Annotated in this window: 19 protein-coding genes and 1 riboswitch; of the genes, 10 read left to right on the plus strand and 9 right to left on the minus strand. The window is 69.6% G+C overall.

Features of this window, described 5'->3' with window-relative positions; all coding sequences use genetic code 11:
- The first annotated feature begins 68 nt into the window (after positions 1–68).
- The 3 genes from AC1DS0_RS28915 to AC1DS0_RS28925 are packed head-to-tail and all read left to right on the plus strand — an operon-like array spanning position 69 to position 7,239.
- A complete protein-coding gene (locus tag AC1DS0_RS28915; protein WP_476817661.1) occupies positions 69–1,556 on the plus strand; it encodes a hypothetical protein in 1,488 nt (495 codons plus the stop codon).
- A complete protein-coding gene (locus AC1DS0_RS28920; RefSeq protein ID WP_476817662.1) occupies positions 1,553–4,210 on the plus strand; it encodes a penicillin-binding transpeptidase domain-containing protein in 2,658 nt (885 codons plus the stop codon). Before AC1DS0_RS28915 ends, AC1DS0_RS28920 begins: the two co-directional genes overlap by 4 nt.
- Positions 4,207–7,239, plus strand: a complete 3,033-nt coding sequence (locus AC1DS0_RS28925; RefSeq protein WP_476817663.1) for a hypothetical protein — start codon at positions 4,207–4,209, stop codon at positions 7,237–7,239. The genes AC1DS0_RS28920 and AC1DS0_RS28925 overlap by 4 nt, the downstream gene beginning before the upstream one ends.
- 133 nt (positions 7,240–7,372) lie before the next feature.
- On the opposite strand, the gene AC1DS0_RS28930 is transcribed toward AC1DS0_RS28925, so the two are convergent.
- The 5 genes from AC1DS0_RS28930 to AC1DS0_RS28950 form a co-directional block, all read right to left on the minus strand.
- Positions 7,373–8,875, minus strand: coding sequence for a hypothetical protein (locus tag AC1DS0_RS28930; RefSeq protein ID WP_476817664.1), 1,503 nt, complete (start codon positions 8,873–8,875; stop codon positions 7,373–7,375).
- Positions 8,876–9,059: 184 nt separating this feature from the next.
- Positions 9,060–9,617, minus strand: a complete 558-nt coding sequence (locus tag AC1DS0_RS28935) for a hypothetical protein (RefSeq protein WP_476817665.1) — start codon at positions 9,615–9,617, stop codon at positions 9,060–9,062.
- On the minus strand, positions 9,614–11,170 hold the full coding sequence (locus tag AC1DS0_RS28940; protein WP_476817666.1) for a hypothetical protein: 1,557 nt from the start codon (positions 11,168–11,170) through the stop codon (positions 9,614–9,616). The genes AC1DS0_RS28935 and AC1DS0_RS28940 overlap by 4 nt, the downstream gene beginning before the upstream one ends.
- Positions 11,171–11,355: 185 nt before the next feature.
- Positions 11,356–12,291, minus strand: coding sequence for a hypothetical protein (locus AC1DS0_RS28945; protein ID WP_476817667.1), 936 nt, complete (start codon positions 12,289–12,291; stop codon positions 11,356–11,358).
- Positions 12,292–12,340: 49 nt separating this feature from the next.
- Entirely contained in the window at positions 12,341–12,976 is a 636-nt protein-coding gene (locus AC1DS0_RS28950) for an OmpA family protein (RefSeq protein ID WP_476817668.1), read from the minus strand.
- Positions 12,977–13,282: 306 nt separating this feature from the next.
- On the opposite strand from AC1DS0_RS28950, the gene AC1DS0_RS28955 reads away from it, so the two are divergent.
- Positions 13,283–14,236, plus strand: a complete 954-nt coding sequence (locus tag AC1DS0_RS28955) for a hypothetical protein (protein ID WP_476817669.1) — start codon at positions 13,283–13,285, stop codon at positions 14,234–14,236.
- Between the two features lie 115 nt (positions 14,237–14,351).
- On the opposite strand, the gene AC1DS0_RS28960 is transcribed toward AC1DS0_RS28955, so the two are convergent.
- A complete protein-coding gene (locus AC1DS0_RS28960) occupies positions 14,352–15,323 on the minus strand; it encodes a D-2-hydroxyacid dehydrogenase (RefSeq protein WP_476817670.1) in 972 nt (323 codons plus the stop codon).
- Between the two features lie 105 nt (positions 15,324–15,428).
- Positions 15,429–16,433 (minus strand): threonine-phosphate decarboxylase CobD, encoded by a 1,005-nt coding sequence (gene cobD / locus AC1DS0_RS28965; RefSeq protein WP_476817671.1) that lies wholly within the window; start codon positions 16,431–16,433, stop codon positions 15,429–15,431.
- On the opposite strand from cobD, the gene cbiB reads away from it, so the two are divergent.
- On the plus strand, positions 16,432–17,412 hold the full coding sequence (gene cbiB, locus AC1DS0_RS28970) for an adenosylcobinamide-phosphate synthase CbiB (RefSeq protein ID WP_476817672.1): 981 nt from the start codon (positions 16,432–16,434) through the stop codon (positions 17,410–17,412). The genes cobD and cbiB overlap by 2 nt on opposite strands.
- On the opposite strand, the gene cobO is transcribed toward cbiB, so the two are convergent.
- On the minus strand, positions 17,409–18,020 hold the full coding sequence (cobO, locus tag AC1DS0_RS28975; protein ID WP_476817673.1) for a cob(I)yrinic acid a,c-diamide adenosyltransferase: 612 nt from the start codon (positions 18,018–18,020) through the stop codon (positions 17,409–17,411). The two genes, cbiB and cobO, sit on opposite strands and share 4 nt — an antisense overlap.
- Before the next feature lie 14 nt (positions 18,021–18,034).
- Positions 18,035–18,559: a bifunctional adenosylcobinamide kinase/adenosylcobinamide-phosphate guanylyltransferase gene (gene cobU, locus AC1DS0_RS28980; protein WP_476817674.1), complete on the minus strand. Its 525-nt coding sequence runs from the start codon at positions 18,557–18,559 to the stop codon at positions 18,035–18,037.
- Positions 18,560–18,606: 47 nt separating this feature from the next.
- A riboswitch (cobalamin riboswitch) is annotated at positions 18,607–18,786 on the plus strand.
- A gap of 35 nt (positions 18,787–18,821) precedes the next feature.
- Here cobU and AC1DS0_RS28985 point away from each other — a divergent pair.
- From AC1DS0_RS28985 to AC1DS0_RS29005, 5 genes are all read left to right on the plus strand, one after another.
- Positions 18,822–18,995, plus strand: coding sequence for a CbtB domain-containing protein (locus AC1DS0_RS28985; RefSeq protein WP_436152634.1), 174 nt, complete (start codon positions 18,822–18,824; stop codon positions 18,993–18,995).
- 10 nt (positions 18,996–19,005) lie between these two features.
- On the plus strand, positions 19,006–19,761 hold the full coding sequence (locus AC1DS0_RS28990; RefSeq protein WP_476817675.1) for a CbtA family protein: 756 nt from the start codon (positions 19,006–19,008) through the stop codon (positions 19,759–19,761).
- Positions 19,762–19,809: 48 nt separating this feature from the next.
- Positions 19,810–20,235, plus strand: a complete 426-nt coding sequence (locus AC1DS0_RS28995) for a DUF1636 family protein (protein ID WP_476817676.1) — start codon at positions 19,810–19,812, stop codon at positions 20,233–20,235.
- On the plus strand, positions 20,232–21,281 hold the full coding sequence (cobW, locus tag AC1DS0_RS29000; RefSeq protein WP_476817677.1) for a cobalamin biosynthesis protein CobW: 1,050 nt from the start codon (positions 20,232–20,234) through the stop codon (positions 21,279–21,281). The genes AC1DS0_RS28995 and cobW overlap by 4 nt, the downstream gene beginning before the upstream one ends.
- 4 nt (positions 21,282–21,285) lie before the next feature.
- The coding region (locus AC1DS0_RS29005) for a cobaltochelatase subunit CobN (RefSeq protein WP_476817678.1) at positions 21,286–23,608 on the plus strand (2,323 nt) is incomplete at its 3' end.

Raw genomic sequence — 23,608 nt, forward strand, 5'->3', positions numbered from 1 at the left:
GCCTTGGCCCGCGCCGCCGCGACCGCAATCCCATCACCCCGCCTTCTCCGCCCAAGTGAGCTGACGCCATGGCCCTGCCCGATCTCATGGACCTGGTGATGCACGACCCGCGGCGGCTGACCAGCCTGCGCGCCGTCGCCGGCGAGCCGGGCGAGGCCATGCCCGGCATCGAGAACCTCTGGCGCAAGCCCGTCTTCAGCCTGACCGCCGGCGGCCAGCCGACCAAGGACGGCAAGGCCTCGCTGGAAGACCTGATCGACCGCTATCGCAGCATCGCGCTGACCGATGGCGGCAGCGGCCCACAGCCTATCGACGTGCCTTTCACCTCGCTGGTGGTACTGACCGCCGAGGCGCTGCCGGGCGCTCAGGAGCTCGGGCGCTTCCTCGCCGACCGGATCGAGCAGCGCTTCCGCGACGTGATCGACCCCGATATCGGCGTCACCGTCCATGTCGAGCAGAGCCTGCACGCGACCGCACCGGTCGCGGTCTATCTCGGCCACGGCGTCTATGCCCCGCCGGCCGACAGCCGGCTGCCGCATGGCGAGGTGGTAATCCGGCAGGATGCACAAACCGCGATCGGCCAGCCGATCATCGGCGTCAACACGCCGGGCGGGCTCTATTCCGGCCAGGCGCGCTTCGCCTTCTCGCGCAGCGAGATGCTGACGCCGGCGGTGCATCCCGATCTGCCGGGCGGCACGATCTTCTTCCTCGGCCGCTATCCGGTCGACGCCTCCGCCCGCGATGCGGGCGGCTTGCCGCTGCTCACCGCCCTACCGCAGACGCCCGAGGCACGCGCCCAGGCGATCCAGGTCGAGACGCTGGCGCTGCCCGGCGGCAATGTCGATGCCCGCTTCGAGATCCTCGGCGTGCGCCCGCAGGTCGGCCGCGTCTCGCTGGGGCTCGTCGACGTCACCCTCGACCGCAGGCCGTCCCGCCTGCAGGCGCAGCCGCCCAAGGGCCCGCATCTGGCCGTCACCGGCCTCGCCATCCCCGAGAATTTCGGCGGAAGGCGCATGGCGCGCTATTGGGTCGAGCGCAGCCATGGCGGGCGTTTGATGTCGTCGGCCATGCTGGCCCAGCGCGACAGCATCGTCGTGCAGGGCCGCGACGCCCGCCGCTATGACCGGCGCGAACTGCGCTACAGCCGCGTCGGCGGCGAGTTCCGCGCCGAGAGCATGAGCTTCGACGGTCGCCGCCGTTCGCTGCTGACGCTGGAGGATGGCGAGTTCGGCTATATCGGCCTGCCGCGCGAGCAGACAGCGATCGCCTTCGGCCCGGACCAGTCCTCGCGCGGCTACGGCACCTTCGACTGGCTCGGCGAAGCCGTGCGCGTCCAGTTCGGCTCGGGCATCGTCGAGCGGCTCGACGATCTCTATGATCACAACCCGGTCGGCTTCATCGCGGCTGCGCCTGATGGCGTCGCCGTGCAATCGGCCGGCGACATCTGGCTCCTCGGCGGGCGCAAGCCGCAGGCGGCCGGAACCTGCGTCATCCCGCCGAACGGCCCCTTCGTGCTCGGGCCGCTGGTGGTCGAGCTTCGGGAGGCGACGCCATGAGCCATCCGCTCTTCCGTGGCCTGAAGCGCAGCGTCACCGCCGTCGCGGTCGGCGCCGTCACCATCGCCGGTTTCCTCTGGCTTTCGGGCGGGCTGATCGGCGAGCTCGCCGCCAGCCGCGCCTGGATCAAGCAGCCCGACTTCACCGAGACCAGCCGCTCGAACGAGGACCTGTTCCAGCAGGGCGTCGCGACCGGGCTGATCTGGCTCGATGCCGCCGGCCCGGTCATCCGTTCGCAGCCCTGCGAAGCGCTCTACGACGCCTCGCTGACCGTGCCGACGCCGCAAGGCGCCAAGGAGTTCTCGCGGACCTTGCTCGACCGGCTCTGCAACCTGCCGGCCGGCGCGCAGATCCGCTCGGAAATGCTGGCCTGGAACAACTCCTTCCTGATCGCCGGCGCGCGCGACGACCGCGCACCCGACCGGCGCTGCGCCGACGGCACGCCGCTGACGCTGCCGGTGGTGCCGGCCGGCTGCCGCCCGTCGAGCTGGACCGCGCGCATCGCCCAGACCACCGATCTCGCCGCGCCGCTCAACGTGATGCCCAATGCGGTGCCGCCGCCGCGCGACTTCGCCGATTTCGCCAAGCGCCGAGGCAACCAGCTCTCCGACTGGGCCCTGTTCGGCCCCTTGCGCGCGCCCGAGGACAGGCTCGTGCTCTCGACGCGGCTGCCGGCCGGCAATCGCCGCGTCACCGTCGACATGATCCTCGAGCCGGCGCGCATCGTCGTCGGCAATGAGCGGGTCAATCTCGACCCGAAGCGCGACGAGCAGACCGTGCGCCTCGCCGGCCTTGCGATCGCAGCCGAGCGCGTCTGCTCCGACAGCGACGAGTTCGCGACCTGCGCCGAGGAAGCGCAACAGGGCCTGCCGCATGGCTGGCGCTTCACCATCACCGGCGCACGTCGGCGCGATGTCGAGATCGGCTTCGAAGGCCAGCCGGTCCGGGCCGTGCCGCCCCGCGCCCGCGAGATCCTCGGCGGAAGCGGCGTGCAGAGCGAGGACGGCAAGGTCAAGCTCTGGCGCTCCTCGCATATCGAGGCCGATTGCGAGCGGGCCAAGACCAAGCTGGTCTGCGAGCTCGGCTGGCGCGGCGCGGTCACGCAGCGGCGCAGCGGCGCGGCCCGCGCCCTCTACTTCGCCGACGGCACCCCGGCGCTCGACAATAACGGCGTGCCGCTGCCGATCGTCGACGAGCTCGGCCTGACCGCGATGATCGGCTACGGCGCCGGCGATGTCGGCTCGCTCTCGGCCGCGCTCGGCCGGGCCCGCACCCGCGAGAACCTGACGCTCACCATCGAGCCGCGCCTGCAGAAGCTGGTGCAGGAAGCGGTCTACGGCCATATGGGCGAGCGTCTCGGCCGCGGCAAGCGCCCGCGCAAGCCCGGCCCGCTGCCGGTCAACCTCACCCCCGAGCAGGAGCCGCCGGATCAGGGCGACGGCCGCGCCGTCGTGCTGCTGATGGATGCCGGCGACGAGCCCGGCGCGCTGCTCGGCCTGGCGAGCTGGCCGGATTTCGTGCCGGGCATGCACAGCTGGGACATCCAGGCACTCTCGACCGGCCGCGACAGCGACTCGCCGCTCGCCGGCCATGGCTGGCGCGCCGGCGACGTCCACACCATGCCGGGCTCGACCTTCAAGCTGGTCACCGGCCTCGCCAGCATCCTCGCCGTCCGCGAGCAGCCCCGCTTCCCCGACATGATCCTCGGCCGCACCCCGCCGGGCAGCCAGGCGCAGATCTTCGGCATCGGCGGAGGCGGCGGCCTCAACGTCGACGGCGTACCGATCACCAACTATGGCGGTGCGGGCTTCAATTACGGCATCCTGTCGGCCTCGCAGAGCGGCTGCCCCGATGCCGGCCGCGGCGCGCAGATCGGCTTCTGCGAGGCACTGATCAAGTCGTCGAACCTCTGGTTCGCCGGCATGGCGCTGACCATGGACGGGCGCAAGGTCGGCGGCCGCCCGAGCACGCAGCCCGGCCGCACCGGCACGATCCTCGCCGAGATGACCGAGCACCTCTACCCGATCACCCAGCCGGGAGCGCTCGCCCAGCCCGGCGTCGACCTGACCCGCGGCATCGTTCCGGGCGCACAGCGACTGACCGGTGAAGCCCTCGACCTCGCCGTCGAGGACAAGCGCAACGCCCGCCGCATCGACCTCGCCACCAACTCCTACGGCCAGGGCGTGCGCGCGACGCCGATCGCGATGGCCTCGATCTACGGCTCGGTCGGCGCCCGCAAGGTGATCCGCCCGCGCGTGCTGAAGCCCGTCTCGGACGTCGCCGAGACGCCGCAGCCGAACGAGGGCAAGCCGGTCATCCCCGGCATGGACCCGCGCCAGGCCGAGCCCTTCCTCGACGGCGCCCAGCGCGGCCTCCACGGCGTCGTCAACTCGCCGGGCGGCACGGCGGCCGGCGTGATGGCCTCGCTGCCGCCGGATATCCGCCGGCGCATCTTCGGCAAGACCGGCACGGCCGATACCACCGACGGCATGAACTCGGCCTGGTTCACCGGCTGGATGGACAATGTCGCGGGCAGGAAGCGCGTCGCCTTCAGCTGCCTGGTCTCGCATACGCGGGAAACCGGCGGACGCGCCTGCGGCCGGCTGATGGCTGGCCTGCTCGGCAAGGTCGCCGCGCTTGGAGACAAGAAGTGAGCGAGACCACCGCGCTGCGCCAGCTGATGGGGCGCTGGCTGACCTTGCGGCCGTTCCGCCTGCCACGCATCCGCATCGGCGGCGCCGGCGGGGCGCTGACCGGCCTCGTCCTGCTCGCGCTCTGCCTCGGCGTGCTCGGCTTCTGGTGGCACAACACCACCCATCTGATCGAGAGCGCCCGCCCCGTGGTCAGCCTCGAGCGGCTCGATCTCGCCCTCGCCCGCGGCGAGACCGTGACGATCGGCCGGCGCGAATTGCTGCAGCCGCAGCGCTTCGACGCGGCCGAGGCGCGCCATGTCGCCCTCACCCGCCAGCAGGACGGGCGCGTCACCATCCGCAACGTCGCCAATACGCGCCGGCTCTGGCTCGACTATCTCAACGGCGCCGGCAGCTTCTCGGCACGCTGGCGTTTCCAGCCGGGAGACCGCATCGCCGCCGGTGCGCTCGCGATCGCGGTCGACGAGGCCCGGCCCGGGCGCCTGGCACTCACCCTGACCGAAGCCGGCAAGCCGGCCCGCAAGCTCACCATCGACTCGACCGGCCCGCTCTCGACGCTCCGGCTCGACGGCAACGCGCTCTCCGTCTGCCAGCCGCGTAGCGGCGCCGACCGCATCCGCGAGATCGTCACCGGCCTGATCGCCACCGACGAGCGCGGCGAGGACCGCATCGTCTCGCTCGGCGGCCGCCTGACCTGCTCGGTGCGCGAGGAGGCCCATGTCGGCGCCAGCGCCCTGCCTTTCAAGGCGCTGACCATCGTCGCGCGCGGCGGCAGCTATTTCCTGGCGCCGGGCGATGCCGTCGATGCGCCGCGTCCGCCCGTGCTGTTCGCACGTGGCAACCAGCGCATCACCGATTTCACCGATATCGCCTGGGAGCTCGATCCCGACGGGCCGGCACGGCTCAGCCACATGATCATCGGCCGCACCCGCTATGCCGTCGACATCGGCGAGGAATCGAACGGGCGCCTGCCGCTGCGCCTGACGCCGCTGAGCAAGACCCACCGCTTCGCCCCGGACGACGCCGAGGCCCTGCGCGCATCCGCGACCACCGACAGCGTCCGGCCGGTGGTGACGCCGCCACGCCAGCCGATGTCGGCGGCCGAGCTCGGCAACCCGCTCTCGTCGCTCAACGGCGTCGAGCGGATCGTGCGCCTGCTGCTGACCCTCGGCGTCGCCGTGTTCGGCGTGCTCGCCGCGATGCACCACGCCACCCTGTTCCGGCGCAGCGCTATCCTGGTCCGGCTGGTCGGCGCGCTCGGCTCGACCGCCTTCATCGGGGCTACGACCATGCTGGTGCTGGCGCCGGAACTGTCGCGGCTCGGGGGCGCCTCGATCTCCTATGAGGCGGCGGTGCACGCCACCATCCTCGCCTATGCGATCACCTGCATCGCGATCATGATCGGGCCACGCTTCACCACGCCGCTGCGCGTGACCTGGCTCGGGCTCGTCATGCTCTGCTGCCTGGGCAGCCTGACGCTGCTGGCGCTCGGCCTCGACGCCGAGAAGACCGACTTCACCATCCACGCCGAGAAGAACAAGCTCCTGTTCTTCGACCTGATCCCGGTCGTTGCGGTGGTGATCGCCTTCCAGCCGCAGCGCTCGATCGCGGCGCTGCCGCGCTCCTTCTTCATGGGCGTCGGCTTCAAGGACCAACTGCTGCGCGCCGTGCCAGCGATCCTGATCCTCGCCGCCTTCGTCGCCTGGGGCGTGCTCGGCACCGAGACCGGCGTCGCCGGCTTCCAGCCGGTCGAGCTCGGCAAGATCGCGCTCGTGCTGGTGCTGGCGCACATCTTCCTCGGCTTCTCGCGGATCGACTATTTCTACAATCAGCGCCACTACATCTCCTGGCTGACGGTCAGCCTCGCGACGGTGCTGGTCTTCATCCTGTTCCTGACTGCGGTGCCGTTCCTGAAGAGCGACTATTCGCCGGCGCTGATCATCATCGTCACCACGGTCGTGCTCGCCTTCGCCTTCCTGTTGCCGAGCACGCTGAAGCGCCTGTTCGAGATCATGCGCGTCTTCCTGCGCCGCGCCGACGCGCCGCAGCGCAAGGTCCGCCGGCTCGGCTGGCCGCGCGGCGGCGTGCTGGCGCTCGTCCTCGTGATCCTGCTCGGCATCAACGCCGCGCTGATCTATGTCTTCCCGGGTCTCGTCACCTATGCGATCTCGGGCCAGTGGAGCCTGCCGAAAGAGCGCCTTGCCGCCATCGACACGCTCGAGAAGGCCCGCGGCGGCCTGTTCCGCGTCCCTGCGGAGCGCCTGCTGACCTGGTACGATCTCGACCACGCCACCAAGCGGACGCAGAGCGCGGCGCAGGACCGCAGCCCGGACGTGATCCATCGCGATCTCGGCTTCCAGCTGCTGCAGTCCAAGGTCGCGCTCGCCGAGATGCCGTGCACGCTGGCCAGGCTCGATCTCGGCCTCGACAAGACACCGGCGGAGGTGCGCCGCGCGCTCGACGAGCTGCCGCCCTCGCCCGTCTCGCTCTGCGCCATGCTGCCGGGCGCCCGCGTCACGCCGATCGCCGAGCGCAAGAGCGAGGTGCAGGACGAGACCGCCAGCCGCTTCACCGTCAGCGACCTCGTCCGCCTGCCGGTGGTGCAGAACGACTTCATTGCCACCTTCCTCATGGTGCGCTTCGGCCTCCCGGCGGGGCTCGCGCTGCTGGCAGCGCAGGTCATAACCGTCTTCGGCCTGCTCTCATTGGCCGTGAGCCTGATGCGCGAGCGCGCCATGGGCTCGGCCCAGGAGGGGGCGAACAAGGGCATGGCGATCATCCTTGTCGGCATCGCCACGATCTTCGCGCTGCACTGGAGCATCTCCTGGGGCAACGCGCTCGGCCTCTTGCCGGTGATGGGCCAGCCGATGACCTTCATCGCTGCGGCGACCTCGCATCACATGCTGATGGCGCTGCCCTCGATCGCGATCGCGCTGATCGCCGGCCGGCTCGCCGCGATCCGCCAGCTCTCGCCGACCAGCGATCCTCCGCCCTGGGGCCTGTGGCGCGGGCTGACGCGCGCGGGGCTGTAGTGGGTCAGCCCACCGTCATTCTCGGCCGAAGCGAAGCGCAGAGCCGAGAATGACGTGACGAGAAGGCGCTGACCGGCGCGTCATCCGGCCTGAGCGCTCGGGTCAAGCCCGAGCATAACGGCTTGCAGCCGGCTCAGCGCCGCTTGATCTCGACCGAGAGCGCCTTCGGCTCCTCGAACTGGATCACCGGGAAGGCCGTGATGCCGCCGCGGGTTGCCGTCGGATTGAAGACCAGGCGGGTCGGCGTCGATTTCGAGGCAACGACCGCAGGCCCGGTGCCGCCCTGGAACTTCACCTTGGCCGGTGCGACCGGATCGAGCGCCAGCCCGCAAATGTCCTGGCCGTCGATCAGGACGCTCGGCGCCTCGCCGATGTCGACCGAGGCTTCGCTGTAGCGGGGACGCACCTCGTAGACCTGCGCCTCGCAGCTGCTGCCCGCCGGCGGCGACAGCAGCACCAGCCGGGCAAGACCGGAGCCGGACGCGACCGCGGGCCCGCTTTGGGGCGTAGCGCCCTGCTGTTCGAGGGACGGTGTGGGCTTGCCCTGCTGGGTTCCCGCCGATGGCTGCGTCGCCACCGGGCCGGGGCCGGACAGGGTCAGTGTCGGCGGAGCCTGATAGGGATCTTCGGCCCCGGTACCGCGGGTCAGATACCAGCCCGCCCCCGCCGCACCGGCGACGAGCACCAGGCCCGCAGCCGCGATCAAGAGCAAGCGCGACGAGGAGCCGGTCGATGCCGGCTTGTCACCCAGCACCTGACGGCGCGGCCGCGGGGCCTGGGGGCTCTTCAGCACGTCGGCGATCGAGGGTTCATCCCCGGCAGGACGCGGCTGGACGAGGGTCTGCTCCGGCTGCGCAGCGGCTGTTTGCGCGGGCTGCGACTGAGCGGGCTGCTCGGCGCTCCTGGATTCGAACGGTCTCAGGGCCATCGACGACGATCCCGGTGCTGCCGGCCGATCCGGCGCGGACGCCACGGCCTGCGGTTCGAAAGCACCGCTGCGCAGGAAGAGATCGATCGGCGCAGCGATGTCCGCGAGAGAAGAGACCACCACGATATGATGCGGCTGGCCACCGAGAATCTTGCCGAGGATCGCGACGGCGCGCTCGGCCTCCTCCCCACGCGGCACCAGGGCCAGCACCGGGGTGGCGCCATGCTCGGCATCGGCGAAGAGATGGCGGCAACGGTCGATCTTGGTGGTGAGGTGGTATTCCTGCTGGGTGACGCGCGCCTCGCTCGCCGTATCGGCGACCGAGAGGTCGATCGCGCCGGTACCCCAGATCACGAGCTTGGCCTCGGAGGCCTTGTGCGTCACCGCCTCGCCATGGGTGAGCGCGCAATGGGCGGCGAGCGTCGGCACCATCCAGCTCTTGCCCTGGTCGATCGAGCCCGACGCCGCGAGACGATAGCTGCCGCCATCGGGCAGGCCGAGGATCTGGCGCAAGGGTTCGCCGGGGCGCAGCAGGTTGCTGTACTGCGTGCTCCAGGGCTCGCAGACCTCGGAACTCTCGGTCGCCAGTACGACGCGCGAAACCGGCACGCGGGCCGACCAGGCGAGCTTCTTCAGGATGATCGGCTGGTCGGTCGTCGGCACGACGACGAAGACGCCGGAGCGCCTGACGTTCTGATCTCCCGCCATCATGTCTCCCGCAGGCCCTGCCGTCCCCTAGAGCACGCGCCGATCAGATAGCAACGCTATCCGATCGGAGCACGCGTTCTCTATCATAAGCTTAGAGACGGATTCACCGATCAGGTTGATTCAACCTGATCGGATCCGCCTCTAGTGCCGGGCAGAAGCGCTGCTTTTGGCAGCGCTCCCGGCGTTACAGCAGATAAACGCCCGCGAGCGGGTTGGCGAGCATCAATCGCAGCAGGTCGCGCTCGGCGTCCTGCCGCGGCAGGTCGATGACGATGTGCTTGTCGACCGGCGCCGGCAGCGGCAGGCGGACCACGCCCTCGATCGAGACGACCTCGATCATGGTCGGGGCCGGATCGGTCTCCGACAGGCACTGGATGACCAGAGCCGGCGGCGCATCGTCCTCCTCGATCACGTCGAGCTCGAACGAACCGATACGGCGGTGGGTCGCGCTGCTGTCATAGGCCGCAGCAGCGAGTTCGCTACGCGCCACGGCCTGGAAGGAGAGCAAGCGGCGGTAGAGCCGCGCTGCCTCCGGGTCGGTGCGGATGGCGCGCTCCGCGGCGAAGTTGACGGGCTCGCCACGGACGCGGCGGGCATGCGCCCAAAGATCGGCGCGGCTGATGCTCGCGGCGACGACCTCTTCCGGCTCGGTGCTCGCAAGCGCCGCCAGAACCAGCCTGGCCGTGGCGCGGCCGGCGCGGAGGTCGTCTTCGAGCGGACCCTGGTTAGCGAAGTCTGTCATGGCCGTTTCGATCGCCCCTGATAGCGCTGCGAGAAGACGTCGGTGAACCGCGCCTCGTCGCTGGCGGCCTGGGCGACCAGGTCCGTCGTTTCTCCGAAGCGCTTCTGTTGCCTGTTGATCCGGTGCAGGGCTGCTGCGACCGTTCTCAGTGCTCCCCCATGCCTTGCGAAGGTCAGCGCCAGTTTCGCATCGTCGATCCGGAAGCTCGCACGATCATGGCGCCAGCGCCGCAGAAGCTTCTGCCCCTCGGCCGTCGCTGCCTCACTTTCCGGCCCCTCGATCGCCTCGAGCGCAGTGCCGATCAGCAACAATTCGTCGAGCCGCCTGCCCAGGACGGCGAGGCTCGCGGCGATGCCGGCATAATCGAACGGCTCCGGGCTCTGGTCGACCTGGCCGCGATTGGAACCGGCGACGCGGCGGCTGGCCTCGACCAGCCGGTTCTCCCAGGGCGCGACGGCGCGCGAGCGGGCCAGCGTCAGCGGCTGCTCATGAGCGAGCGGCAGGATGGCGAGCGCCCGGCCGATCGCCTCGCGCTCCTCCTTGTTGAGGAATTTCGGCTCGGCCGGCAGGCGCATCAGCGCGGCGTAGACGCGCTCGCGCACGACGCCGTCCTCATCCTCCTCTTCCGGCTCCTCGTCCTCGTCCGGTTCGTCGACCTCGAGCTCGCCGAGGATCGCCTGATAATCGAGCCAGGCGATCAGCGCCTCCTCCGGGTTCTCCGAAGGCTGACGCGCCATCAGCGTCTCCATCGAGGCCGGCGCCATGAAGTCGCGGCGGCCGACGCTGGAGCGCTCCTCGCGCATCAGGGCGCTGAAACGCTCGGCGAAGCGGGCGAAGCTCCAGGTCTCGCCATGCAGCAAAGCGAAGCTCCAGAGCGCGATCAGATCGTCCGGATCGAATTCGCGCTGGCGCTCACGCCGGCCGGAGGCGTTGAGGAAAGCCTCGCGCTGGCGGATCAGGTCGGCGAAGGCGAGCAGCGGCAGATGGCGCCGGCGCCAGGCCCGCATGAAACGGGCCGGCTCCTGCACGGCACGCTTCATGCCGTCCTCGTCGAAGGAGGACAGCGCGAAGACGGCGTCGAGCGCGGTGCGCAAGGCGACGAGCCCGCCTTCCGAGCGCTCATCCGCTTCGGCCGCGAAGAGGAAGTCGGCAAGGCCGAGCGCGCGCCTGATCCGGCTCCAGGAGAAAGAGCGGGTCTTCGCTTCGCCTTTGTCGCCATAGGAGAGCACGATCTCGGCCGCGGAGGCTTCGATGGTCGCCCCGGCGAAGCTCACTCGCACCGGCCCGTCCTGGCGCAGCGGCCGCAACAGGATGCCGCTCTCGTCGAGCATGCAGCCAATGGCGGCGTCACGGGCCGGCATGCGCGGATTTGCGGTCAGCGCTCCCAGCGAGAACAAGACCTGCAGCATGTCCCAGAGCGGCAGGTCGGCATTCTCCGAACCGCCGCCCGTGATCGCGAGAACGAACTTCTCGGTGTCCCGGGCGGAAAACCGCCGCGAAGACGCGATCGTGCTGATCTCCGCGACCCGTGCCGGGTCAATACCCCAATCCATGTGTCAAATATCCGCATCGAACACCGGCTCGGTCACGACGAACGGAACACCTCCCTGCCCCGCTCACGCCCAGCCGACACATATTGCTGCCATAATTAAAGTAACAAGCCGCCCGGTCGATGTCGACCGGGCGGCATTTTTGCAGGAACGGGCTGAGGTTTATGGTTACCCGCAAGCCCTCTCGGTCAGCGGGTTGCGACCTTGCTGACCACCAGCCGGTTGCCGGAGAAGGTGACCTGACCGTTCAGACCGACCAGTTCCAGCATCAGGCGGAAGTTGCGGGTCAGGCGGGCCGAGTCGGCCGAGGTCGAGTAGAAGAAGTCGGCCGAGGTCGAGGTCATCTGCGTGGCGCGGTGGGCGCGGTAGCAACCCCAGCGAACGAACTCGCTCTCGACCCGGTCGACTTCCGTAGCGGTGAAGTCGCGCAGCTGGATCACGAAGTCGGTCGGCAGGCTGTTGCAGCCGTCACCGCCAGCTGCGACCGGAGCGGCACCGCCGAGAACGATGCCGTCCTTGCCGACAGCAGCCGCACCACCGCTCGGGCGGGCAAAGCCTTCGAGCTTCTGGGCGATCGCGGCGCCAAGATCGGCAGCGAGGACACGCGACTGGGTGCCGACGGTCTCGAGCAGGCACTCGGCGCTGCAGGGGTTCGGCAGAGCGGGCAGCTGGAAGCCGCCGACCTCGAAGGCCGCGATGAACTGGCCGGAACGGACATTGAGCACGCGGCCGGCGATGCGGATCTCGGGGAAGCGGATGTCGGCAGCGACGGCGCGGCGCGCCGAGGCGTAGATCTGGTAGACGACCATGGCGTCGACCGGGGTCGAGACAGCACGGGCGATCTCGATGAGCTCTGCGTCACGGCGGCGGACCCGGGCGGTCTGGGTGATGCCCAGCGCCAGGCTGGTCTCGTCATAGACCTGGAAGCCGCGGGTGTTGAGATACTCCGAAAGCTGGAGCTGAACCCGGTTGAAGATGCGGTTGTTGCGCGGAACCGTATCCGGATCGGCGTCGTCCGACATCACCAGGAGGTTGATGCGGGAATTCGGCGATTGGGCGCTGGCAACGACGCTGAAGGACATCAGCAGCGCGAGACCGAGCATGAGGCGCTTGAACAAAGCCATGACGATGCCCCCTGAGGCAAATGGTTGTTTCGGGAAGACGGTAGAAAACTCAGCCGGTGATGGCGATGACTTCAACGCGGCGATTGACGGGTGAATAGGGGCTGCGCGGATTGCGCAGCATATCGGGACCGAAACCGTGGGCGACGAGGCGGCCGGGGCCGATCTCGCCATAAGAGACCAGCCAGTCGCGCACCGCGGCAGCCCGTTCCTGCGAGAGCTCGACATTGTAGTCGTAGCCGCCTTCGGCGCTGGTGTGGCCGGCGATCAGGAAGCGCTGATCGAGCAGGATCGGATCGCGCAGCGCCAAGGCAAGCCGCATCAGCGTGGCTTCCGCGCCGCGACGCAGCGACGCCGAGTCATTGTCGAAGAAGACGGTGACTTCGACGCGGCGGGTCAGATCGATCACGACATCCGAACCGTAACCGCGCGGATGGACCCGGCGGGGCACTGGCGCGACGCGGCGCACCACGACCCTGCCGCCACCACTTGCGCCACCACCCGAGCGACCCGGCACGCGATCATGCGGCGCCAGCGAGCGCAGGATATTGGTCGCGCCCTGGTCGGTCTGTGCCAGCGCAGGAAGAGCGCTCAGCAGCGGCAGCGAAAGGACGAATCCACTGAGCGCACGGCGGGACATCATCTGGGGAAGCTCGACGTTGTCCTTGCGCTCATCTGCGTTCTTCATAGCCAAACCCCCTGTTTATCCTCTCTTCGCATAGTCCTGTAGCCTCGACAATGCGACGGCCGGCTCGACCGAGGCGGGACGCGGCAATGGCGTTGTCCGAGCTTTGCCACTGTTTGCCGCTTTTTCGCTGCGAACTGGATTTTTTCCTGAACAGCCGATGAATGCGCCCCCTCACGCGCGGCCCCTTACGCGCGCGCGTTCATCATTCAGGCGTCACCTTTGCGCCGGCGTTCGCGAAACCGGCTCAGGGATCGCCAAGGGTCTGGCAACGTGCCCAGCGCACACCCGTTCATGAGGAGACCCGCCATGGGCTTCCAGCTCGACCAGACCGCCCGCCTGCGCACCAGCCGCCTGCGTCTCGCCGTCGCCGCCGTCGCCGTCATCGTCTCGGCCGGCGCCGGTTTCGCGCAGGCCGAAGGCGGTAACCCGGATGCACCCAAGGTCGCCGAGCGGCCGCAGTCGCTGAAGCTGGAATTCTCCTCGCGCGCCGTCTCGCTCGGCGTCGCCCAGTCGGCCCGCGAAATCATGACGACGCGCCAGATCGCCTTCGCGCCCGGCAGCTGGGAGGTTTCCTCCGATGCGCGCCGCGCCATCACCCAGCTGCGCGACATCTTCCGCGGCAATGCCCCCAAGGGCGCGCCCTTCGCCATCCTGGTCTCGGGCGGCGACGAGGTCGTCAATTATCGCCGGGCCCGTGCGCTCCGGACCCAGCTGATCGAGATGCAGCTCGAGGATGCCGGCAAGGTGGTGATCGCCGCCCGCGCCACCGGCGAAGGCCAGGCCACTGACGACGGCAAGGCGCGCGTCGATCTCGTCCCGCTCGACCCGGCCCGCTGCGGCGGTTGCGGCGATGCTCCCTTCCGCACGCTCGTCCTCGACACCGGCGTCCAGAAGCTGGTGCGCGCCAGCGCCGAGGACGTGGTCGTTCCGACCTCGCAGGTCGCCGGCAAGGACGGCAAGGACACCGACGTCGCCGCGGCGCCGCTGCCGCCGGTCCGCCAGCAGGCCACCGAGAAGACGGCCGAACGCACCCAGGCTCCGCGCCCGGCCCCGAAGCTGGCGACCGCCCGGCAGGCGGAACCGCGCTATGACGGCCGCACCGTCATGGTCGAGCCCGACGATTACGGGCAGCAGCGCCGCCGCATCAGCCGCAGTGCCAACCGCGGCTGCGCCATGCCGGACATCGTCATCGACGACTACTATCCGGGTGGCCCGCTCGTCGGCTGCGACGGCAGCTACGGCCCGCGCCCGCGCTGGTGAGTTCGGACCGGATCAGAGCCTCCCAGGCGAGCGCAGCTTCGCCGGGGAGGTTTTGTCCGTTCGGTTCCGCGCAACTGCGGAAGGCAAAACCGCTTAGCACGCGTGCCGGCGCTGCTCAGACGATCTGGTTGAGCAGCACGGCCTCGCCACGCTCCAGCGCGCCGAGATTGTCGAGCAGGATATCGATCACATTGCTCTCATAGGCGCGGGTCTCGCCGGCGCTGTGCGGCGTCAGCAGCACCTGCGGCATCGCCCAGAGCGGCGAGCTTGCCGGCAGAGGCTCCTCGTACACGCAATCGATGCCGGCGCCGGCGATACGGCCCGCTTCGAGCGCGGCGATCAGAGCCGCCTCGTCGACGACACGGCCCCGTGCCACGTTGATCAGATAGGCAGACGGTTTCATCGCTGCGAGCGCGGCGGCATCGATCAGCCCTTCCGTCTCCGGCGTCAGCGGGCAGGTCAGCGCGACGAAATCGGCCTGCGCGAGTACGGCGTGCAGCTCCGCCGGCGGCACGATCTTCTCGACATTCGGCTCCGAGCCCGGCCGGCGGCGCACGCCGATGACGCGCATGCCAAAAGCCGAGGCCAGCGCCGCGAGCCGCAGCCCGATGCGGCCGAGCCCGACGACCACCAGCGTGCGGCCGCCGAGCTCGTCCTCGCGGCGGGAACGATCGCCGATCATCGGCCGCCAATGAGCCTTCGCCTGGTTGTCGCGGGCGAGATGAAGCTGGCGCGCCAGCGCCAGGATCAGCGAGATCGTGTGCTCGGCAACGGCGCGCTCATTGCCGCCCTGGGCGCTGGCGAGACGGATGCCGCCCGCGGCCAGCCTGGGCTTGTCGAACTGGTCGGTGCCGGCGCTGATCGACTGGATGAAGCGCAGCTTGCCGAGTCCTTCCAGCATGTCGTTGCGCCACAGGCCCGAAACGACCAGCACATCGGCTTCCGGCGCGCGGGCCCTGAGATCATCGAGGCTGCGGACCTCGAAGCTCGTCGCCTGGCCGTTGCGGGCGAGATATTCGTCGCGCATCTGATAGGCCGGATGGGCGAAGCCGATGGTGAGGGCGGACTGCTTCGGCCAGGGCTGCATGCGATATCTCTCCGGATCGCTGGAATCACCTGACGATAGCGTCGGCTTGCAGCCTCGTCCCCTACGCCTCCGCATGCGCCGGCTGCGATGGCCGCGCAGCGAGGCTCACGCCGGCGCGAGCGCCTGCGCCAATCTCGCCCAAGCCGTCTCGTCCCCTGGCAAGCCAAAGCGCAGGCGCGAGGGATCGTGCTGGAAGCGGCGGACATAGATGCCGGCGCGGCCAAGCCGCTCGAACAGGACAGGCGCCTGCGGCGTCTCGTGCAGACGGTAGAGCACGGTTCCGCCGACGACCCGACCAAGCGGCGCAAGAAGTGCATCGAGCCGCCGGCTGTCGGCAGCGCGCGCTTCGCCTGCGGCGGACAGCCACCCCGCATCGCCAAGCGCGACGGCTCCGACATGCAGCGCCGGCCCGGCCACCGCCCAGGGACCGAGCATCGCCTGCAAGGCGTCAGTGAAACGCCGCTCGCCAGCCGCGAAGCCAAGCCTGAGACCAGCGAGCCCATAGGCCTTGCCGAAGGAACGCAGCACCAGGGCTCCCTCCGGCAGAACCGGCAGAAGGCTCGTTTCAGGCGCGAAATCGGCAAAGGCCTCGTCGACGACCAGCAAGCCGCCACGTGCTGCGAGCGCACCAGCGAGCTCAAGCAGCGCCTCCTGCGCGACGATGCGCCCGTCCGGATTGTTCGGATTGACCAGCACGACGACATTGGCGTCGCCGATCTCAGCTAGATCGCCGATCTCGCGCACCGTCGCGCCCGCCTTGCGCCAGGCGGGCGCATGCTCGCCATAGGTCGGCCCGAGCACGGCGACATTCGCCGCGGGCACGAGCCGCGGCAGCAATTCGATCAGGATCTGCGTGCCCGGCGCGGCGACGAGGCCGCTTTGCGGGCGAATGCGATAGGCCTTGCGGGCTGCGGCGAGCAGCGTCGCTTCGTCCGTTTTGCCGGGCAGGCGCTGCCACAGGCTTAACGGCAGCTCCGGAAGCGGATAGGGGATCGGGTTGATACCGGTCGAGAGATCGATCCAGGGTTCTGGCGCCTGCGGAAACAGCGCCTGGGCCGTGGCGAGATCGCCGCCGTGCCAGATCGCTTCCTTCGTCTCCCCGGCTGCCATGTCGCTCTCCGCAAGCCTGCCGCTCCTGCTCGCCGCCCTCCTGATCGAGGCGGCGATCGGCTATCCGGCGCGCCTGTTCGCATGGATCGGCCATCCCGTCACCTGGATCGGCGCGCTGATCGGCTGGCTTGATCGAAGCCTCAACCGCGAGACCATGAGTTTCGCGGCACGGCGAACGGCCGGCATTGTTGCCTTCCTGATCCTGCTAGGTGTGACGCTTGCCGCCTCGCTGGCCCTCGTCGCGCTCTGCCGCCTCGCCGGGCCGCTCGCTTTGCTGCCGCTGGCATTGCTGGCTTCGAGCCTGCTGGCGCAGCGCAGCCTGCATGAGCATGTCGCCCGCGTCGCCGAGGGGCTCGAACGGGGTGGGCTCACTGGAGGACGCAAGGCGGTCGCGATGATCGTCGGCCGCAACCCGGAGAGCCTCGATGAAGCCGGCGTCGCCCGCGCCGCGATCGAGAGCCTCTCCGAGAATTTTTCTGACGGGATCGTCGCGCCGGCCTTCTGGCTAGGTGCGGGCGGCCTGCCGGGCGGGGCACTCTACAAGGCGATCAACACCGCCGATTCGATGATCGGCCACAAATCGCCGCGCCACCTCGCCTTCGGCTGGGCGGCGGCGCGGCTCGACGATCTCGTCAACCTGCCGGCTTCGCGGCTGACCGCACTGCTGCTCACCGCCGCCGCGGCGCTCGACCGGCAGGCCGATGCCGGCGCGGCCTGGCGCGCGGTTCGCCGTGATGCGGGACGCCACCGCTCACCCAATGCCGGCTGGCCGGAGGCGGCGATGGCCGGTGCGTTGGGACTTCGCCTTGCCGGCCCGCGTGTCTACGGCGCGATCAGGGTCGAGGATAGCTGGATGGGCGATGGCCGGGCGGAGGCAACGGCAGCCGATATCAGGCGGGCGCTTGCCCTCTACCGGCGCGCCTGCCTGCTGCTCTGGGGGTTGGCAGGAATTGGAACTCTGTTCGCGCTAGCCCTCTAGAACTCGATCCCCTCCTGCGCCTTCACGCCAGCGGCGAAGTGGTGCTTCACCAGCGTCATCTCGGTGACAAGGTCAGCCGCTTCGATCAGCTCCGGCTTGGCGTTGCGGCCGGTGACGACGATGTGGAGATCAGGGCGGCGGGCAGCGAGGGTCGCGACCACCTCGGCGAGCGGCAGGTAATCGTAGCGCAGCGCGATGTTGAGCTCGTCCAGCACAAGCAGCCGGATGCTGTCATCGGCCATCAGCTCCCTGACTTTCTCGAAAGCGCGCGTCGCGGCGGCGATGTCGCGGGCCTTGTCCTGCGTCTCCCAGGTGAAGCCCTCGCCCATCGAATGCCAGGAGACCTGGTCGCCGAAGGCCTCCAGCGCCTTGCGTTCACCGGTGGACCAGGCGCCCTTGATGAATTGCACGACGCCGATGCGCCAGCCATGGCCGAGCGCGCGCAGGATCAGGCCGAAGGCGGCGGTCGACTTGCCCTTGCCTGGGCCGGTGTTGACGATCAGCAAGCCCTTTTCCAGCGTCTTGCCAGCGACCTCGGCGTCCTGCACCGCCTTGCGCTTTTCCATCTTCGCCTTGTGGCGGGCGGCGTCCTCGACCTCGTTCGTCATCTCGTCACTTCGCTCTACGACTTCACCTGCATCGGCAATCCGGCGACCATGAAGACCACGCGCCCGGCCTGCACCGCAAGCCGCTGATGCAGGCGGCCGGCCTCATCGCGGAAGCGCCGGGCGAGCGCATTGTCCGGCACGATGCCGAGGCCGACCTCGTTGGAAACAAGCACCACCGGCGCGCTCGCCTCGCGGCACGCGGCGACGAGTTCGCCGCTCGCGATCGCGATGTCGCGCTCGGCCAGCAGCAGATTGGTCAGCCAGAGCGTCAGGCAATCGACGAGGATGGGTTGCCCAGTCCGTGCATTGCGAATCGCTTCGGGCAGAGCCACCGGTGCATCGACCGTCTGCCAATCGCGCGAGCGCCTGGCGCGATGCTCGGCGATGCGGGCGCGCATCTCGTCATCATAGGCCTGGGCAGTCGCGATATAGGTCCAGGGACCCGGCAGCGCCTCGATCAGCGCCTCGGCATGACGGCTCTTGCCGGAGCGGGCGCCGCCGAGGACGAGGGTGAGCGGAGGAAGGGTCATGTCTGGCATTCGCTTTCGCAGAGACGTCGTGCATTGCACAGCACCGCGCCTGTGGCTAATGATCATCCGTGACGGTGCCTCGACGACGAGGTGAAAAGGGAACGCGGTGAAGGACCGCGGCTGCCCCCGCAACTGTAAGCGGCGCGTCCTGCGCCATCGGCCACTGGGTTTCCCGGGAAGGCGGAGCAGGACACCAAGCCGTGAGCCAGGAGACCTGCCGTCTTTCGATGTCGTCCAGCAGGCTGCCGGTGGGGTGGCCAAGGAGAACCAGATGAATACGGCTACCGTCACCAGCCAGGCCAGCGTTTCGGAACGGGCGAAAGCCGTCGCCGCCGCGCTGATCCTCGGCTTCGTGCTGATCTACACCGTCGGCTTCGCCGCCTCGTCCAACATCCACAACGCGGCGCACGACACCCGTCACGGCCTCGCTTTCCCCTGTCATTGAGGGGAAGCACATGGTCACGCGTGTTCTCACGGTCAGCATCCTGGCCGGGCTTCTGGCTGGGCTGCTGATCTCGGCGCTCCAGCACGTCACCACCACCCCGCTGATCCTCAAGGCCGAGACCTATGAGGCTGCCCTGCGCGCGCAGGGCGCACCTATGCAGGCCGCCTTTACTGGCGAGGCCCGCATCCAGCTCGCGCATAACGACCCGAAAGCCGGCGCCGAGCACACCGGCGAGCATGAATGGAAGCCGCAGGACGGTTTGCAGCGCACCGCCTTCACCAGCCTGGTGACGGTCGCGACCGCGATCGGCTTTGCCGCGCTGCTGCTCGCCGGGATGATCGCAGCGAACGAACAGATCGACCAGCGCAGTGCTCTCGCCTGGGCCGTCTGCGGCTTCCTTGCCTTCGGCCTTGCTCCAGCCATGGGGCTGGCGCCGGAATTGCCGGGCTCCGCTGCGGCCGAGCTGCAGCAGCGACAGCTCTGGTGGCTRCTGACGGCCGTGGTCACCGCCGGCGCGCTCTTCGTCTTCCTGCGCGTCGAGGCTTCCTGGGCCCGGGCACTCGCCGTACTCGCCTTGCTGCTGCCGCATCTGATCGGTGCCCCGCATCCGGCCGCGCCGGAAAGCAAGGTGCCGGCCGAGATCGCCGCGCATTTCGCCGCGCTTTCGCTCGCCATCCAGGCCGCGCTGTGGCTCGTCACCGGCTTCGCCGTCGGCGTGCTCTGGCCCTGGCTCGCGCGCCGCAGCGCCGTGACCGCGGTCGCCTGACGCCTCGCGCGGCCGGCGACGGCCGCGCCAATCCAAGGAGGCGTTTTGATGCTCGAAGGCGATCTCGCCCTCGCGACTGACGCCCGGCTGGAGCCGGGCTGCACTATCCATGTCTGCACCGTCTGCCGGCGCCAGCGCGAGGATCTGCCGGAGGGCTATGACCAGCCCGGCATCGGCCTTGCGGCGGCGCTTTCCGAGCGCATGGCCGGCAGCGGCATCGCCGTCGTCCCGGTCGAGTGCCTGGCCGTCTGCAAGCGGCCCTGCACGATCGCGCTCGCAGCCGACGGCAAATGGACCTATCTGATCGGCGATCTCGACGCCGGTCTTCATCTCGACGAGATCGTCGGCGCGGCTGAAAGCTTCGCGGCCAGCGCCAACGGCATCGTTCCCTGGAAAGAAAGACCCGTCTCGTTCCGCAAGGGCGTGGTCGCGCGCGTGCCTCCGCTGCCGCGCCAAAAAGGATCAGATCAATGAACGCTCCGCAGAATCCTGCTCTCGGCAAGGTGCCTTGCACGATCATCACCGGCTTCCTCGGCGCCGGTAAGACCACCCTCGTCCGCCATCTGCTCGAGAATGCCGGCGGCAAGCGCCTCGCCGTTCTCGTCAACGAGTTCGGCGATCTCGGCTTCGACGGCTCCTTCATCGCCGGCTGCGGCATCGAGGGCTGCACGCAGGAGGACATTGTCGAGCTGCCGAATGGCTGTATCTGCTGCACCGTCGCCGACGACTTCGTCCCGGCGCTGGAAAAGCTGCTGAACCGGGAAAACCCGCCGCAGCACATCCTGATCGAGACCTCGGGCCTCGCTTTGCCCAAGCCGCTGGTCAAGGCCTTCAACTGGCCGGCGATCCGTTCGCGCGTCACCGTCGACGGCGTCATCGCCGTGGTCGACGGACCGGCGGTGGCCGAGGGCCAGTTCGCCGACGATCCCGAGGCACTGAAGGCGCAGGCCGCGCAGGACCAGGCGGTCGACCATGACAACCCGCTGGAGGAGGTGTTCGAGGACCAGATCCTCTGCGCCGACCTGATCCTGCTCAACAAGAGCGATATCCTCGACGCCGCCGGCCGCGAGCGGGTCAAGGCCGAGATCGCCCAGCACCTGCCCAAGGCGATCAAGGTGGTCGAGACGGCCCATGGCAAGGTCGAGCCGGCGCTGATCATCGGGCTCGGCGCCGCGGCCGAGGCCGATCTTTCCGCCCGCCCCTCGCATCACGGCGAGGGCGAGGATCACGACCATGACGATTTCGACAGCGTCGCGCTGCCGTTGCCGCAGGCCGGCTCGCCGGAGGAGCTCGTCGCCCGTGTCGCCAAGGCGGCGGAGGCCGAGGGCGTACTGCGCCTGAAAGGCTTCGCCGGCATCCCCGGCAAGCCGATGCGGCTCGTGGTGCAGGGCGTCGGCCGGCGCGTCGGCCATCATTATGATCGCGCTTGGGGTGCGGACGAGGCGCGCGATGGCCGGCTCGTGGTGATCGGCCTCAAGGGCTTCGACCGCGCCGCCGTGGAAGCAGCGCTCGCCGGCTGATGCGATGCACCTTCTCCCGACCAGCGAGGTGAGGCTCGACGACGGCGAAGACGCCGTCGACCTTGCCCTGCCGCCGGGAGACCTCGTCGTCCTCTCCTTCAGCGACAGCGACCTCTCGGCCCTGGCGGCGGCCGCGCCCGATAGCGGGCTCGACCTGCGTTTGGTCCCGCTCCGGCGCTTCAAGCATCCGCTCTCGATCGACCTGCTGATCGAGAAGACGCTGGCCGGCTCGCGCTTCGTGCTGCTGCGCTGTCTCGGCGGGCTCGATTATCTGCGCTACGGCGTCGAGCAGATCGCCAGCGCCTGCCGGCAGCATGGCGTCGCGCTGGCGGTGCTGCCCGGCGATGACAGGGAAGACGAACGGCTGGCCGGCTATGGCACGGTACCGGCGGAGTTCGCGGCGGAGCTGCTCGGCTATTTCCATGCGGGTGGCGGCGCCGAGAACATGCGGCGGTTGCTCCGGCGGGTGGACGGTTATCTCGCGGCGCTGCCCTCATCCGACCCGGCTGCGCCGGGCCACCTTCTTCCCCGAGGGGAGAAGGATGAACTCACAAAAGGCCCGACAACACTGCAAGCCCCCTTCTCCCCTCGGGGGAGAAGGTCCCGGCAGGGGGATGAGGGCCAGCGCGAGTTCGAACCGATCCCGCTCCCGACCCTCTTCGCCCTTGGCCCGAACGCCGCACCCCTGCCTTGGCGCGAGGCGATCGCATCCCTCTCGGTCAACACCCCGCTCGTCCCGATCCTCGTCTACCGCTCCGGCGTCGCCGCCGGCGACACGGCGATGGTCGAGGCGATCGCGTCAGCTCTCGCCAAGGGCGGCCTCAGCCCCCTGCCGCTCGCCCTGACCAGCCTCAAGGATGAGAGCGTCGCTGCCGAGCTCGCGGCCTTGATCGCCACCCGCAAGCCAGCCCTGATCGTCACCACCACCGCCTTCTCGGCCCGCGACGGCGACGGTTTCGTGCTCGACGCCGCCGATTGCCCGATCCTGCAGGCGGTGCCGGTCGGCAGCGCCCGCGAGGCCTGGGAGGCCTCGCCACGCGGGCTTTCCGCCGCCGACCTCGCGATGCAGGCGGCGCTGCCGGAGTTCGACGGCCGGCTCGGTGCCATGCCCGTCGCCTTCAAGCAGGAGACCACCGACCCGGCGACCGGCCTGACATTGCGGCGGCTGGCACCAGACTCTGAGAGCATCGCCGCACTCGCCGACCTCGCCGCGAACTGGGTCGCTCTCGGCCGCAAGCCGTGTAGCGAACGGCAAGTCGCGCTGGTGATGTCGGACTATCCCGCCCGCGGCGGTCGCGCCGGCTTCGCTGTCGGACTGGATACGCCGGCGAGTGCGCTGGCGATCCGGGAGTTGCTGAATGAGGCCGGATACGAGGTCGAGCCAGCTCCCTCCGACACGGGCGGGGCGGACCTCATGCAGGCCCTCACCGAGGGCCCAGTCGACTTCGCCGTGCCGCTCGCCGCCTATCGCTCTTGGCTCGCGACCATCCCGGCCGCCGCGCGCGAAACCCTGTTCGCCAGCCACAACCAACCCGAAACCGACCCGGCTTGCGTCGACGAAGCCTTCCACTTCCGGCTCGTTCGCTTCGGCAAGCTCGCTATCGCCCTGCAGCCGCCGCGCGACGCCTCGCCCGACCGCAAGGCGCGCTATCACGATCCCGATGCGCCGCCGGGACACGCCTATCTCGCCTTCTATCTCGGCCTGCGCGAGGTCTTGCGCGCCGATGCGCTGATCCATCTCGGCACGCATGGCACGACCGAATGGCTGCCTGGCAAGGCGGTGGCGCTGTCGGCCGTCTGCTGGCCCCGGCTCGCGGTCGGCGCGCTGCCGCTGATCTACCCTTATGTCGTCGACGATCCCGGCGAGGCGGCACCGGCAAAGCGCCGGCTCTCGGCCTTGACGCTCGGCCATCTGCCGCCGCCACTGGCGAGCCACGATACGGCTGGCGAGGCGGCGCTGCTGCGCGATCTCGTCGAGGAGTATTCGCAGGCGCAGGTGCTCGACCCGCGCCGGGCCGAGCTGGTCGCGCGCGAGATCCTCGACCGGGCCGAGCGGACTGGCCTCGCCGCCGCGAGCGGCGTCGCACCCGATCAGGACATGTCGAGCGCGCTCGCAGCGCTCGACGCCCATCTCTGCGATCTCGCCGAGACGGCCTTCCGCGACGGGCTTCATGTCTTTGGCTCGTCCGAGGCCGACCCAGCCTCCGCCGAGAACGAGCGCCGCAACCTGCTGAAGGCGCTCGACGCCGGCTTCGTGCCGCCCGGCCCGGCCGGCGCGCCGCACCGCGGCCGGCCCGACGTGCTGCCGAGCGGGCGCAACCTTTCGA

The sequence above is a fragment of the Allobosea sp. P4_H5 genome, from assembly GCF_056400825.1.

What these genes read in the sequence shown, in the direction of transcription:
- AC1DS0_RS28915 (WP_476817661.1), top strand. Translation starts at nt 69, where the DNA reads ATGGCCCTGCCCGATCTCATGGACCTGGTGATGCACGACCCGCGGCGG.
- AC1DS0_RS28920 (WP_476817662.1), top strand. Translation starts at nt 1,553, where the DNA reads ATGAGCCATCCGCTCTTCCGTGGCCTGAAGCGCAGCGTCACCGCCGTC.
- AC1DS0_RS28930 (WP_476817664.1), bottom strand. Translation starts at nt 8,875, where the DNA reads ATGGCGGGAGATCAGAACGTCAGGCGCTCCGGCGTCTTCGTCGTCGTG.
- AC1DS0_RS28935 (WP_476817665.1), bottom strand. Translation starts at nt 9,617, where the DNA reads ATGACAGACTTCGCTAACCAGGGTCCGCTCGAAGACGACCTCCGCGCC.
- AC1DS0_RS28940 (WP_476817666.1), bottom strand. Translation starts at nt 11,170, where the DNA reads ATGGATTGGGGTATTGACCCGGCACGGGTCGCGGAGATCAGCACGATC.
- AC1DS0_RS28945 (WP_476817667.1), bottom strand. Translation starts at nt 12,291, where the DNA reads ATGGCTTTGTTCAAGCGCCTCATGCTCGGTCTCGCGCTGCTGATGTCC.
- AC1DS0_RS28950 (WP_476817668.1), bottom strand. Translation starts at nt 12,976, where the DNA reads ATGAAGAACGCAGATGAGCGCAAGGACAACGTCGAGCTTCCCCAGATG.
- AC1DS0_RS28955 (WP_476817669.1), top strand. Translation starts at nt 13,283, where the DNA reads ATGGGCTTCCAGCTCGACCAGACCGCCCGCCTGCGCACCAGCCGCCTG.
- AC1DS0_RS28960 (WP_476817670.1), bottom strand. Translation starts at nt 15,323, where the DNA reads ATGCAGCCCTGGCCGAAGCAGTCCGCCCTCACCATCGGCTTCGCCCAT.
- cbiB (WP_476817672.1), top strand. Translation starts at nt 16,432, where the DNA reads ATGTCGCTCTCCGCAAGCCTGCCGCTCCTGCTCGCCGCCCTCCTGATC.
- cobD (WP_476817671.1), bottom strand. Translation starts at nt 16,433, where the DNA reads ATGGCAGCCGGGGAGACGAAGGAAGCGATCTGGCACGGCGGCGATCTC.
- cobO (WP_476817673.1), bottom strand. Translation starts at nt 18,020, where the DNA reads ATGACGAACGAGGTCGAGGACGCCGCCCGCCACAAGGCGAAGATGGAA.
- cobU (WP_476817674.1), bottom strand. Translation starts at nt 18,559, where the DNA reads ATGCCAGACATGACCCTTCCTCCGCTCACCCTCGTCCTCGGCGGCGCC.
- AC1DS0_RS28985 (WP_436152634.1), top strand. Translation starts at nt 18,822, where the DNA reads ATGAATACGGCTACCGTCACCAGCCAGGCCAGCGTTTCGGAACGGGCG.
- AC1DS0_RS28995 (WP_476817676.1), top strand. Translation starts at nt 19,810, where the DNA reads ATGCTCGAAGGCGATCTCGCCCTCGCGACTGACGCCCGGCTGGAGCCG.
- cobW (WP_476817677.1), top strand. Translation starts at nt 20,232, where the DNA reads ATGAACGCTCCGCAGAATCCTGCTCTCGGCAAGGTGCCTTGCACGATC.